The sequence below is a fragment of the Brevibacillus sp. FIR094 genome (assembly GCF_050477165.1).
Classification (GTDB): Bacteria; Bacillota; Bacilli; order Brevibacillales; family Brevibacillaceae; genus Brevibacillus.
This window is the reverse complement of record NZ_JBEAES010000020.1, coordinates 101,317-114,505: the sequence shown is the minus strand read 5'-3', so window position 1 is coordinate 114,505 and position 13,189 is coordinate 101,317. Positions and strand designations below refer to the sequence as shown.

12 protein-coding genes and 1 tRNA gene are annotated in these 13,189 nt (G+C 40.6%); 10 read left to right on the top strand and 3 right to left on the bottom strand.

The annotated features are described in order from the left end of the window. Positions 1–857: 857 nt before the first annotated feature. From ACQ5DJ_RS18825 to ACQ5DJ_RS18805, 5 genes are all read left to right on the top strand, one after another. Positions 858–2,339 carry an IS110 family transposase gene (locus tag ACQ5DJ_RS18825; RefSeq protein WP_429843809.1) on the top strand — a complete coding sequence of 494 codons (1,482 nt, stop codon included), beginning with the start codon at positions 858–860 and terminating at the stop codon, positions 2,337–2,339. 99 nt (positions 2,340–2,438) lie between these two features. Beyond that, entirely contained in the window at positions 2,439–2,588 is a 150-nt protein-coding gene (locus tag ACQ5DJ_RS18820) for a hypothetical protein (RefSeq protein ID WP_429843808.1), read from the top strand. 293 nt (positions 2,589–2,881) lie between these two features. Then, on the top strand, positions 2,882–3,445 hold the full coding sequence (locus tag ACQ5DJ_RS18815) for a hypothetical protein (RefSeq protein ID WP_429843807.1): 564 nt from the start codon (positions 2,882–2,884) through the stop codon (positions 3,443–3,445). An 80-nt stretch (positions 3,446–3,525) separates the two neighbouring features. Continuing rightward, on the top strand, positions 3,526–4,605 hold the full coding sequence (locus ACQ5DJ_RS18810) for a hypothetical protein (protein ID WP_429843806.1): 1,080 nt from the start codon (positions 3,526–3,528) through the stop codon (positions 4,603–4,605). 66 nt (positions 4,606–4,671) lie between these two features. Then, positions 4,672–4,929, top strand: coding sequence for a hypothetical protein (locus ACQ5DJ_RS18805; protein ID WP_429843805.1), 258 nt, complete (start codon positions 4,672–4,674; stop codon positions 4,927–4,929). 658 nt (positions 4,930–5,587) lie between these two features. Here the strand turns inward: ACQ5DJ_RS18805 and ACQ5DJ_RS18800 are convergent. Next, positions 5,588–5,881 (bottom strand): GNAT family N-acetyltransferase, encoded by a 294-nt coding sequence (locus ACQ5DJ_RS18800; protein WP_429843811.1) that lies wholly within the window; start codon positions 5,879–5,881, stop codon positions 5,588–5,590. A 131-nt stretch (positions 5,882–6,012) separates the two neighbouring features. On the opposite strand from ACQ5DJ_RS18800, the gene ACQ5DJ_RS18795 reads away from it, so the two are divergent. Beyond that, a complete protein-coding gene (locus tag ACQ5DJ_RS18795; RefSeq protein ID WP_429843804.1) occupies positions 6,013–6,450 on the top strand; it encodes a VOC family protein in 438 nt (145 codons plus the stop codon). A gap of 458 nt (positions 6,451–6,908) precedes the next feature. Here the strand turns inward: ACQ5DJ_RS18795 and ACQ5DJ_RS18790 are convergent, their stop codons facing one another. Beyond that, positions 6,909–8,222, bottom strand: a complete 1,314-nt coding sequence (locus ACQ5DJ_RS18790) for an MFS transporter (RefSeq protein ID WP_429843803.1) — start codon at positions 8,220–8,222, stop codon at positions 6,909–6,911. Between the two features lie 300 nt (positions 8,223–8,522). Between ACQ5DJ_RS18790 and ACQ5DJ_RS18785 the strand changes: the two genes are divergently transcribed. Beyond that, positions 8,523–10,235: a LytS/YhcK type 5TM receptor domain-containing protein gene (locus tag ACQ5DJ_RS18785; RefSeq protein ID WP_429843802.1), complete on the top strand. Its 1,713-nt coding sequence runs from the start codon at positions 8,523–8,525 to the stop codon at positions 10,233–10,235. Next, positions 10,210–10,953 (top strand): LytR/AlgR family response regulator transcription factor, encoded by a 744-nt coding sequence (locus tag ACQ5DJ_RS18780; RefSeq protein ID WP_429843801.1) that lies wholly within the window; start codon positions 10,210–10,212, stop codon positions 10,951–10,953. The genes ACQ5DJ_RS18785 and ACQ5DJ_RS18780 overlap by 26 nt, the downstream gene beginning before the upstream one ends. Before the next feature lie 230 nt (positions 10,954–11,183). Here ACQ5DJ_RS18780 and ACQ5DJ_RS18775 read toward each other — a convergent pair whose 3' ends face one another. Further along, positions 11,184–11,528 carry a hypothetical protein gene (locus tag ACQ5DJ_RS18775; RefSeq protein ID WP_429843800.1) on the bottom strand — a complete coding sequence of 115 codons (345 nt, stop codon included), beginning with the start codon at positions 11,526–11,528 and terminating at the stop codon, positions 11,184–11,186. Positions 11,529–11,744: 216 nt separating this feature from the next. Here ACQ5DJ_RS18775 and aiiA point away from each other — a divergent pair, with 216 nt between their 5' ends. Continuing rightward, positions 11,745–12,488 carry a quorum-quenching N-acyl homoserine lactonase AiiA gene (gene aiiA / locus ACQ5DJ_RS18770; RefSeq protein WP_429843799.1) on the top strand — a complete coding sequence of 248 codons (744 nt, stop codon included), beginning with the start codon at positions 11,745–11,747 and terminating at the stop codon, positions 12,486–12,488. A gap of 564 nt (positions 12,489–13,052) precedes the next feature. Further along, positions 13,053–13,128, top strand: a tRNA-Ala gene (locus tag ACQ5DJ_RS18765). Positions 13,129–13,189 lie beyond the last annotated feature (61 nt).

Sequence of the window (13,189 nt, the reverse complement as noted above, 5' to 3'; positions counted from 1 at the left end):
TCTTAACGTTGCCTAGACTTTTTTAAAAGTGTCCTTTACAAAGGGGACAGTTTAATACGCGAAAGTTCTTTCTTATATATATTTTTACATACTTGTGTGAGAATTTCTATTTTGATATATCGCTATAATTACACGTGGGATGTGTCCGCAGCAATTTCTCACGAAATGGCTAATTGAGAGAGGTAATCGGTAATTTTTCGAGAATATCTTTTATAACAATGTATCTCTCTACAAAATGTGGGCTTTCCTCTATGGACAAAGTTCTGATGAGCATTTGAGAACATTGTTTTATTTTTTATAGGAGGAAAGATGGTACTGTGAGCAGAATAAATATATCGCCATTGTACCTCTGTATGAAACGTGGGTTATTTTATAAGCTTTAGATGATAGTTTGGGGACATTGGTATTAAAGCAGGAATAACCTTGAGTGTTAGAGAATGAATAACCTGTGCAGTGACCTTTTACGGTTTTCCTACCACAATTGGATTGGGGCTGGTTAATCTAGACCTCTGAGATTAAAGTGGGGCACTCCACCTTTATCGGCGCTGCACATATTAAAAAAGATACGATAACCCGTCACCTGACGGGTTATTTTTATTAAAAGCAGGAATTTTATTCCAAATGTTGCATCTGTATAAAGACTAGATTAAAGAATTAAATCTTAATCTATTTGAATAGCAGTTGAAACTCTTTGAGTGTTTGGGGCTATGTCACATAGACATAGACCTCTGGACAAAATATGGGGATCATAACCTGGCGCTATAATTCTAACATGCTACATTGGGCAAACAGCTCTCACAGTAACTTGGATAGTCAGGTATATATATACTGCTAGAATATACAGGGAGAAAACTTAAATGAATGAAAACCTTTTGACGCAATTCATTGTTGTACATGATGAAGTCCATACAAAAACAGAAGAAAGACTGTTTTACCCCATTTATGCAGGAATCGATATTGGAGCCGATTTTCATGTGGCTTCCTGCATCATACCTGAACATTTTCGTGACGGGAAATGGAAAAGGGCTAAAACAATGAAATTCAATGCGGATAGTGTTGGTATTTCTGATTTTTTGGGCGCACTCCGGGCGATTCAAGAACAACTAGGGCTAAAACCAGCAGACTTTTTTATGCTGATGGAGCCAACAGGTGGTCATTATTCATTTTTACTCCAACAGGTACTCATAACCGAAGGTTATTCATTACACATGGTCGAAAATTCTGCCGTAAAAAGGTTCCGTGAGGAAACTCTAGGGATTCAGGAAAAATCAGATGCGATCGATGCTAGAATTATGGCTTATATGGGATGGCACAAATCGCTTCATCCTGATATGAAATCGGTACGTTTGGCAAGTCCTGCCTCAATGTCCCAGTCTATTGTACGTACCTTAATGCGGGATCGTTGGCTTCTGACTACCACATTGACACGTCGGAAAAATCAAGTCCAACAACTATTCCAAATCACTCACCCGGATCTGAAGCGTGCATTTAAAAAGTTAGGTAGTCCCTCTGTTTTACGCTTGGCTCAGATGTATCCAACTGCATTAGATATGAAACATTTATCAGAAGAGGAGCTGCGACAAGCCATTATTAAATGTGGTGCTAAGCCAATTGCTAAGAAGGCAGCAAATACATTGGCTTCCGTTCTCCCCCATTCTGTCGCCATTCAAGTAAGCCATATTACAGATAGACAAAATTGGCTTATACACGAAGCGCTTAGATTAGAAGAAAGCTTACGAAATATTGACGAGAATATTCGAAATCTATTACATGGGAACCCTGAAAAAGGTACGTCTCCCCATCCGTATACACAACTACTTTACTCCCTCCCAGTTATGGGTGATGGATGGGCCTGTACGTTGATTGGTGTCATTGGTGATATTGAACGCTTTAGTACCTATAAAGAATTTAAAAAGTATCTTGGCGTTTCGGCAGAAAATAAACAATCAGGAACCTCTGTTAAAGGTACACATCAAACTAACAGTGGGGTTCGGGATTCCCGTAGGGTATTGTTTCAAATGGCCCTGGTGCTAATTTCTCAAAGATCTGGCCCAAATGTATTTGCATCCTACTACGTGCGTCTGGTCGAACGTCAAATGGCAAAGAGAAAAGCGATAGGACATATGTGCGGGAAGGTTGCTAAAATTATTTACAGCATTCTTAAATCCGGTATGCGTTATGATCCCAGAAAGCACGCACTTGCGTGTGGTATTCCTTGGGCTGACGAATACAACAATAAAGCTGAAGAGGTTGATATTGAGCCATTCGAGGAAGAAGCAATGATACTTGCAGGCGGCTATGACGAAAAAATTGATGACAATGGGCATGAGATTGATTAGCTGTTGATTCCACTATTGTACATATCAATACATTTGACTGTTGAAAGAACATACAGAGAGGCATAACTAAGAATATCTCGTTGCAAGGAAGTGATTGTTATGGAAAATTCAAATAAAAACACTACAGCTAATAGCTCTGTGGACACTATGAAAGAAGCGATTGTTGTAGGTGAATCATATCACTTCTGGCTGGATGCAGAGGAAGATGTATATGATCAAAAGTACAATAAATTAGAGGCGGAGTTTTAACAGCTTTATGATTACAACCGCTTCCCTCCAGTAGGAGGGTATTCAGAGTATAGAGAAAATCCCCTTTCGCAAGAAGGGGACTTTTCATGCCTCGTACATTAGATAGTTACATCTTGCGTGCGGAGAAAGTTACTCTCCTGTCTCCACAAATTTCTTTATACGGGCTCCGATTTCATCACGCACGGCTTGGGTGGTCGACGCTCCGGTACTTCCTATCTATTGATAGATTTTCAAACTGATGATATATTCTATTTGTTAGTAAAATACCTAAATATGGAAAGAGTGTTGAAATTTTGGAAAATAAAACGTCAAAAATCTTACTTGGCGCTACTTTATTAATCGGGCTTAGTGTAAACCAAATTGCACACGCATCTAGTGAACAAAATTCAACAGCAGCTCAGAAGATAATCGAGAAAAATCAAGCATTAATTGAAAGCTATTCTCCTTCGATCACTTATTCCACGAATTTGCCTTCTAGCACAGATGATACTTCCGAGTCCAAGTCTAACAAAGTGTCTGCAAAAGGTTTAAGATTTACTGATATTGCAACAGGAAATACAACTATTGATACTGAAGGCGGTCGCTATGTGTATACTACTGCTTCAACTTCAGGTGAAAAGTTGACGGTTGTAACTTCTGCAACAGCAACGCTGTGGAAAGAAATTTTTAAGGAGGAAGAAGGCGAATTAATTGATGAGGGGGATAAGGATATGTCAGTTGGATACGGTACAGCTCAGTCCATTGCTGGCAAACACAATGTTGATCCCGGTACGTACAGGGGAATCTCTTTCCATACAGCGGCATATGAAATGTCGTTATACGAGAGAAAAACTTCAGATACGACAAGAGTGAAATAATAAAGGTAATGAATTTCTAACGTTTAGGGTGTACCTATCATCCTAAACGTTAGATTGACACCTATGGAGTGATTTTAGTTATGATCAACCAGAATAGGACTAAATTATTGTTTTTTGGCTTTCTTATATTCATAGCATTAATAGCAAGTGTAATTACTCTTGAGAATTCCGCGATTAATATAAAGCAGGAGAGCATTAACGAAGTTAAAACTAGAATTGTGCTACCAGAGGAAGCTTCTGTACGTAAAGGTCAGCACCTTTTGTTGTCTGACTCACCTGAATTTTCAGCATCCCAATATACTTCTTCGCACTCATTTGAGTTGGTTAGCGAAATGAAAAAAGAATACTCTTTGTCTGATGACGAATCTTTCAAATACTATATAAATGATGACAAGTCAACAATAATTAAAGGCAAATACGTAATTGACACCACTGATAAATCAAATAAGGTTACATTTATTGCTTTACAAGGGAATAGCAGTGCTTTAGTACGTTTAGAAAACGATGTTGAGTGGTACTCCTCATTAAACATCACCTATCCTGCAAACTCCACATTAGTTTTGCCTATTGAAATCAAGTGGGATCCTCAAGGAGAAGAAGAGTTAACGATTTTCCCTTTAAAGCATGAAAACCCTGATTTTTATAATGGGGCTAATCTAGGCTTGTTAAGATATTTAGTTTTGAATAATGTTGACGAAGCAATACCACAAAGTATGGTTAATAGCCAGGTGAATATTAACAGTAGTCTGTTGAACAAAAAAGGAATTAGTTATTTCCCTGTTCCTAGTTGGTACGATCCCACTAATAACAAAATAAAACTGGTTTTAAATGAGGGAAGATTATTATCAAATAAACAGCCAAGCACGCTTACTTTAGCTTCATTACCTTATTCAACAATGGTAGATATGATAATGATTGATGAATTTGGAAAAGTTATATTGGTAAACAGTAATATCCAAGTAAAAGAAGATCAAATTACCAACATTACTTTGCCAGATAAAACATTGAATATGTTAAATCAGGGTAATCAAAGAAAATTTGTGATATTACTTAATAACAGATCAAGAGAAATGTTGGCAGACATGATGGCTATAAAACAATTGGGTAAGGCTTACCCAACCACTTTTCAATTAGTCATTGAGTATTACAAAACACTTTAAAAAGCAACGAGTACAGACATTAATTTATATAAGGGGAAATCTTCATTTCATCGAGGGAGGAACAATATGGATTTTGATACAAAGCTACAGCTAAAATTAAGTAGTTTGTTAGAAACGACGGTTAATCAATTGCCTGACATATTAGAGAAAGCGAAGAAAAGTGGAGCTGAAGATGATATTGCTTTACTCCATGCTGCTTTAAGTGGATCACTTACAGTAACTGCTAATTTGTTAAGCTGGTATCATAAAGAAATAATAACAATGATTGAAGATAAGAACGGGGTCATACCCGCAGGGGCGCAATCACCACTGAAGTATAAATAATCAAGCACGTACAGGGCGCGAGAAATCGCGCCTTTTTGTTTTTCACAAGAACGAAATCGCCGAGATCATTGGAAGCACACCAGAGGAGGCAGTTCCTTACGAGTACACTTTCACCAATCGCGTACTGGCGGCCATGTCACGGATCGTTACGATTACTTTGCGGTCTAGAGCAGCTACCCTGTCACTAGCCCTTCAAGTCGTTCATCGAATATAACCTCATTTATCAATTTTTTTGATGAATTTATTATATGCTCAATTTCCAAGATGATGAAATAGTTAAATTAACTTTTTTTGATTAATAAGCGAAAAAGGGTCTCATTTTTTTGTTTTTAAAAGCACCTGTCAGTGCTTAAAAACACAGAAAATGAGTCAAAAACCAAGAATATTCGAGTGGATTGTTGCTCAAAATCCTTACGGATTTTTGGATAAGCACTACACTACATTTTGTATCCATCCGCTATATCCTGGACAGCGAGAAGATTGTCTGCCGCCCCACTTGATCAGCTGCCACTGAATTGATCCAGATAACTTCTGTTCTGATGCGCCCCGTTGTATAAATCATTATCGTAACCACTTAGTATCACGGGACCCGGATATTCGTCTAATGCTTCGAGCAATTCAATATAGTCCGCGGAAATACGAACAATCGCTCAGAGGATCATCTATCACTTGAGCGATTTTCGTATTTCAACAATATAAAATGATTGATTCCGATTTTTTCAGCTCTCTTTAAAGGTACAGGCTTCCGGTCGTATTCTTGGAACCCTAATTTCTTGTATAGCTTCATAGCGGGAATATTCGTATCTGCTACTTCTTCGATGAGAAATTGTTCATACGGGGTATTTTCAAGAATTTGACGGAGAATCATCATTGCCGCTCCCTGCCCTCTGAATTCGGGAGCCGTTCCGACAAAATCGATTGAACATGTAACGGGCGAGGGATCTGCCAGCAATATAATTTCATACAAAATTAGTTAAATGATTCTTTTCTTCACTGTTATTATTATATTAATCGTCCCTTTGTTAATACTAGAATTTGAATACCGGATATTGCAAACTAACAGGAACATAGGAGGTATGAAATTTGAAGATCCAAAGAATAGATCATGTGGGAGTAATCGTAAATAATCTCTCTGCCGCTAAAGAGTTTTTTCTCGATTTTGGACTTGAGGTGAAAGGGGAATGGGAAATGGAAGGAGACTTGATGGGATATGCAGTTGGGCTTAATGACGTTAAAGTAGCGTGTGTAGGATTGGGAACGCCAGACGGTCAGACATGGAAAGAGCTAATCAAATTTTATACGCCGTCAGATGAAAAAGATATTCAGCAATCCCTTGCAAATACACTGGGTATCCGACATATTGCATTTACTGTTGAAGATATTGAAGCTGTTGTTGCCAAATTGAAAAAGAAGGGTACGGAAATCTTTAGTGAGATACAGCAATATGAAGAAAGTTATAAATTATGCTACGTTCGTGGTCCAGAGGGAATTATTTTAGAGTTGGCTGAGAAAATCAAATAAGTAATGTTAATTAAAATGAAAGTACGACTCTTTGTTAAAATTTCGATTCATGAATTCAAAACAAAAAGGCAGAATTTATTCTACACGTTTTGTAGATTAAATCTGCTTTTTTGTTTTAACAGCAACAATCTTTGAGAAAACAGCCTTTCAAAAAGAGTCTGGCGAGGGTGTCTTTATTAACTCCCAGATGCTTTCGTAGCTCTTTTGGATTTAGTTTTACCGAATGCGCAGTACCGTCCGAACATGCAGCCAACAGTTTCTTTATTTGTAATGTCGATACAAATGTCCGATACTGATGCCAGCTGTATCCGCGATGTCCTAGGCATTAAGGGACCGCGTTTTTTGAGTGAGTTTTTGCTCATTAATAAAGCTGGAATTTTGAAATGCAATCTTTCCAGTTCGGTACATGCAAAAAAACGGCATCTCTGCCGTTTTTCGTAGCCCCTATATTCATCCATCTAGTCCTTTGCAGTATTCAGCTCAGCTTCGATCTTAGAGTTTTTCGATGACTCATCCATGCGCCAGTAAACGAGGAGGCTTATGGCAATACAAGCTGCTACATAGTAATAGAAGAGAGACTCGTTCCCGATACTTTTAAACCATAGTGCGATGAATTCCGCTGTTCCTCCAAAGATCGCAACAGTCACGCCATACGGGAAGCCTACACCAAGAGCGCGAATGGCGGTGGGAAACATCTCGGCTTTCACGATTGCGTTGATGGACGTATAGCCGGTAACAATGATAAGGCCAGACAGCATCAACAAGAAAGCCATATATGGGCTAGTCGTTTGTTCCAGGAGCAAGAACATCGGTACGGTCCACAATGTTCCAAGAACACCGAAACCAATCAGTAACGGTCGCCGTCCAATTCGGTCGGACAGCATACCGGCAAGAGGCTGCAAGACGACGAATACGAGCAATGCGGTAAAGTTAATCCAGCTAACTACCTCTTTCGGCATTCCTACCGTAATCACCATGAATTTTTGCAAATAGGTCGTGTAGGTGTTAAAGGCGATCGTTCCCCCGAGCGTAAGACCGACAACTGCCAGCACCGCCTTCGGATGCTTCATCAACTCTCGAAGCGTACCCGCCTTCTCCTTGTTTTTCGACTCCATTTTGGTATACTGCTCTGACTCATCCATACTGCGACGCAGCCACAACACAGCTACTGCCCCAAATGCTCCGATGATGAACGGAATTCTCCAGCCCCATGCCATCATCGCTTCTTCCGGGAGTATTTGCTGCAGGATAATTTGCACACCCAATGCCAGCAATTGTCCACTGATCAGCGTGACGTACTGGAAGCTAGAATAGAACCCTCGGCGACCACTCGTCGCCATCTCGGACAGGTACGTGGCAGATGTTCCGTATTCCCCGCCAAGCGAAAGACCTTGGAGCAGGCGGGCAAGAACGAGAATGATAGGGGCAAACACGCCGATGGTTTCATAGTTTGGTGTTACTGCAATCACCAGAGAACCACCTGCCATGATAGTAACAGACAGCGTCAGCGCGGCACGGCGCCCGTGACGGTCAGCGTATCGGCCTAGGAGCAAGCTTCCGATCGGTCTCATTAAAAATCCGATAGCAAAAACAGCGGCCGTATTCAGCAACTGGCTAGTAGCGTCGCCCTTTGGAAAAAACTGAGATGAGAAATACACCGCAAAAGCTGCATAGACATACCAGTCGTACCATTCAATCAGGTTCCCCAGTGAACCTTTAAAGATGTTGCTTGTGATTCGCCGCGTATTTTCACGATCACTCGATGACTTCATTGCTGCCCCCTCCTTATGATTGACCCGAATCCATTCGCAATTGGGATAGTTTAACCGCTTTCAAATGAAACAATACTCTTCTCAAAAATGCAGGGGCATCGCTTGCTTTGAAAGGGTTTACATATTTACCCGAATGGATTCTCGAAGAACTGTTCTTATTCTAAGTTGTTTGTTTTGCTAGAATCTACTGAATACTTCCAGATGTGCAAAAACGGCATCCGAGCTGCCGAAAAACCCAGTTGAGTTACATTGATTTTTCGACCGGATCGGGCTACCCTTTTTCATAGGGAGGCGGCTGTTATGACAATCACTATGCTTCTGGGACTGCTTGAAAACATCTCTGTAATCGCAGTCATCGCCCTTATCATCGGCCAACTGGATTACTTTCGGAACATCATGTACGGGAAAAACAACTGGATGCGGATCTTGATCCTCTCTACGCTGTTCGGGTTCCTGTCGGTCATCGGAACGGAGAATGGGCTACGGGTCGATGACGCACTCGCCAATACGCGCATTGTCGGTGCCGTCGCGGGCGGGTTGATCGGGGGGCCTGTCGTCGGTTTTTTTGCCGGCCTTATCGGAGGTATTCATCGCTATTCGCTAGGCGGATTTACCGCATTCGCCTGTGCCATCTCGACCGTCATGAACGGCTACTTGGCCGGGATCGTAAGTACGAAAATGAATATGCTGCGACTGAAATGGCAGCATATCGTACTGATTGGTGTTGCAGCCGAGCTCATTCAAAAAGTTTTGGTGCTTCTCATGGCCAAGCCTTTTTCTGCAGCACTCGAACTGGAAGTAAAAATCGCAATCCCGACCACAATCATGACCATTGCGGGACTACTGCTCTTCACGCGCGTTTTCCAAAATCTCAAAATGATGCAAGACCAGTCCGGCGCATTGGGGGCAGACCTGGCCTTGTCGATTGCAAGCCAGACGTTGCCTCATCTGCGGACGGGCCTAAATGAACATTCTGCGAAAAAAGCCGCTGAATTAATCCGTGAAATGGCCAGAGTGGATGCAGTCGCTATTACCGACCGCGAAAAGCTGCTCAGCGTAAAAGGCCATGAACTGGAGAATCATTTGCAGAAAGAGACGCTGTGCGCTCAAGTAGCGGAGGCTGTTTTGACCCAGCCTACAGGGGTATGGTGCGACAAAGATTCTACTCTTCCGCGTCCGCCTCGCCTAAAATCGATCAGCGCTGCATCGTTGTATCATCAAAACCAGAAAATCGGGACGTTGCAATTCTACTATAAAACCTCTTCCTCCAAGACGTCCCAGACCAACGAGAAATTAGTGGACGGCCTCGCTAAGCTGCTGTCAGTCCAAATTGAACTGGCGGAGATCGAGCATCAAGCGAAAATGCGGAAGCAGGCTGAAGTGAGCGCCCTGCAAGCACAAATCAATCCGCATTTTCTGTTCAACACCTTGGGGACGATTATGTCCTATTGTCGTACAGACCCTGATCAGGCGAGAAACTTGATCGGTCATTTAAGTGACATCTTCAGGCGCAATTTGAAAAGCAAGGGAAATCATCACAGTTTGCAGGAAGAACTGGACGGAATCAAGTCGTATTTGGAAATCGAGAAGGTCAGATTTGGCAACCGACTAAAGGTGAACATGGAGATCGACGAATCTCTGCTGGGGCGCAAATTGCCTGTCCTAACTTTACAGCCGATCGTGGAAAATGCCATCCACCATGGACTTTTTCCAAAAATCAGCGACTGCCTGCTCACGATTCGAGTAGAACCGTATGACCATGAAGTAAAAATTAGCATTGAAGACAATGGAGTTGGAATCAGTGAAGAGCGTTTGGCCGATATCTGGAACAGCCAACAGGAAGGGATCGGCCTTGTCAATGTCCATTCACGGCTTCGATCCATTTATGGCAAAAAATATGGCCTCACGATTCAAAGCAAGCCTGGTTTGGGAACAGTAGTATCCTTTGTCGCTCCGTTATCCGTATTTGAAAAGGAAGTGCATCCAGATGCTCCTGAAAACGTTCATCATTGATGACGAGCCAGCCATTTGTTCTGAAATGGAATATTTGCTGAAAAAATATATTGATATCCATGTGGACGCAATCTATACCAATCCCTTGGAAGCTTTGCCTCATCTTATCAATTCCCAGCCTGATTTGCTTCTGCTAGATATTCAGATGCCCGGAATGAATGGGCTTGAATTTGCCAAAACATTGAATCAGATGTCCAATCCCCCATTGATCGTTTTTTCGACTGCCTATCATGAGCACGCTCTGGAGGCTTTTTCCACGCTCGCTGTGGGATATTTGACCAAACCGATCATGGAATCGAAATTGGATGATGTGATCCAAAAAGTGAGGACACTGAGGAATCGATCGGCCATGAATGACCGCACCGCAACAGTTCCCCCGATGGAAGAGCATGTCTGCATCCGGAAGGCCAACAAGATCATCCCGATCCCTGTAGGGCAGATTTACTTTGCGTTTGTGCGGGAGAAAGATTTATATGTTGCGACAAAAGAGAGTATCGACAAGTGTGACTTGTCCTTAAATGAGCTGGAGGAGATTTTGAACCGGTCCCGTACTTTCTTTCGAAGTCATCGGAACTATATTTTGAACGTGAAGCATATTAAAGAAATTATTCCTTGGTTTAATAATACGTATTTGATTAAGATGAATGATGACAGCCAGACGGATATTCCTGTTAGCAGAGGGAAAATGAAAGCGTTTCGGGGTTTGATGAATTTGTGAGTTTGGGGAAAGAAAAATGGACGGGGCGGGGAGAGAGTATCTTTTCGCTCCTTTTTTCCTGATGCACCAAAAGTTACTGTATCAACTGGAAATTCACCAAGGATTATTGATGATCCGACCAGGGAATTCCACCTGACAAAACACAGGCCACCCATAAGCCATAAAATGGATGCCTCGTACGACCCTGTTTGAGTTTAACTAGATTTTTTACTTGAAAGGGATGATACCTGCTATATTTCGTATCCGTGTTCTTTTAAATACAACTCACCCGCTTCGCATAGCTCCTCGAGCTCTCGAATGCCCATATATCTATTGTTCCAGGGCGTTACCTGTTCTTCCGTTAGTGAATAGGAGTAGACCAAAACAGTTCGTTCAAATGTCTCATCATCCGGATTTTCATACCGCTCGCATAGGTCCATAACAGAATCGTACACCGCCAAAGCACTCGCATATGAAAAAGCTACTAAACTAGCAATAGCCGATACCGGAAGTGCACGACGTTCAAATAAATCATCAAATTTAAATGTCAATTTACCTTGATGTTCAGGCTTGGGTAAATCATCTGTATTCATCATTACAGCTAGGATGCCCCCCGCTAATATACAAATACTCATAGCAATAAATAGTACATTAAAGCTACCTACGTTGTGAAGAAGGCACCTTTTAGTAATATAGGAACAAAAAAGTAAGTACTTCACAACGTAGATAACTGTAGGTAAAATCTAAATCGTTGAAACCATGAAAACTTTCGTATTGTTTTATTCGAAACTAAATGTAAAGGTGGAAACATAATGACGGTAAAAAAGCTTTATTTCATGCCAGCTGGTCGTTGTATTTTAGATCAGTCTTCTGTTAATAGTACACTCACACCGGGGAATTTAATAAACTTACCAGTATGGTGTTATTTATTGGAGACAGAAGAAGGACCAATTTTAGTAGATACAGGTATGCCAGAAATTGCGGTTAATAATGAAAATTTATTTGACGGTACAGCTATTGAAGGGCAAGTTTACCCGAAAATGACTGAAGAAGATAGAATCGTAACTATTTTAAAACGTGCAGGATATAACCCGGAAGACCTTCTTTATGTTATTAGTTCTCACTTGCACTTTGATCATGCGGGAGGGAATGGTGTTTTTACAAATACACCGATTATTGTGCAGCGTGCTGAATATGAGGCAGCACTTCACAGCGAAGACTATATACTACCGAAGAATTTGAACTATAAAATCATTGAAGGGGATTATGAAGTTGTACCAGGTGTTCAATTATTGCATACACCGGGACATTCTCCAGGGCATCAGTCACTATTCATTGAAACAGAGAACTCTGGTCCAGTGTTATTAACGATTGATGCATCGTATACGAAAGAGAATTTTGAAGATGAAGTTCCATTCAGGGTACTTGATTCAGAATTGGCTTTATCATCAATAAAACGTTTAAAAGAAGTTGTTAGTAAAAAGAATCCAATTGTTTTCTTTGGACATGATATAGAACAGGAAAAGAGATGTAAAATCTTCCCTGAATATATATAATAGAAAAAGTCATGGGCTAATTCGCTCATGACTTTTTCTATTATATAATCTTTTTAAATAAGTTATATACTTTTTTCGAATTGTTTTCATTTAATTGATAATAAGTAAGATCTAAGTCATCAGGAGTGTTTTGATGGGCAATCATAACTTCACTACTGTTGTTATCTACTATCCAAATTAAATATTGTTTATAAGGGTTCTTCTGTTTGAGAGGAAAATGCATTACACCCTGATAAAAATATAATAAAAGTACTTATATAAGCTATTTTATAACTTCTCATAATTTCTCCTATCTAAATGGTTAATAGTTATAATAACATCATAAATTATAGGTTGTTATTAAGTTTAAATTCGACATCTCCCACTTGATTTGACTTCGTATAATTAATGTGAATTACATTTCCTTTTTCAACTATCCTGCTCCGTGTATTACTCTCCCCACATGCGATTATACGGACAAATATATGAAAAGAGTTTGCTTTGGTCAGTAGACTCCATATGCTCAATAGTAAGCACCTTACTATTGACTATCTATTCATCATATGATAGTATTTAAATATTCGTGGGGCCATAGCTCAGCTGGGAGAGTGCTTGACTGGCAGTCAAGAGGTCAGGGGTTCGATCCCCCTTGGCTCCACCATAATTTAGAACGCTCAAGTCACCTGTAAAAGGTGGCTTTTTTAGTTTTTATAAGCCTAAAG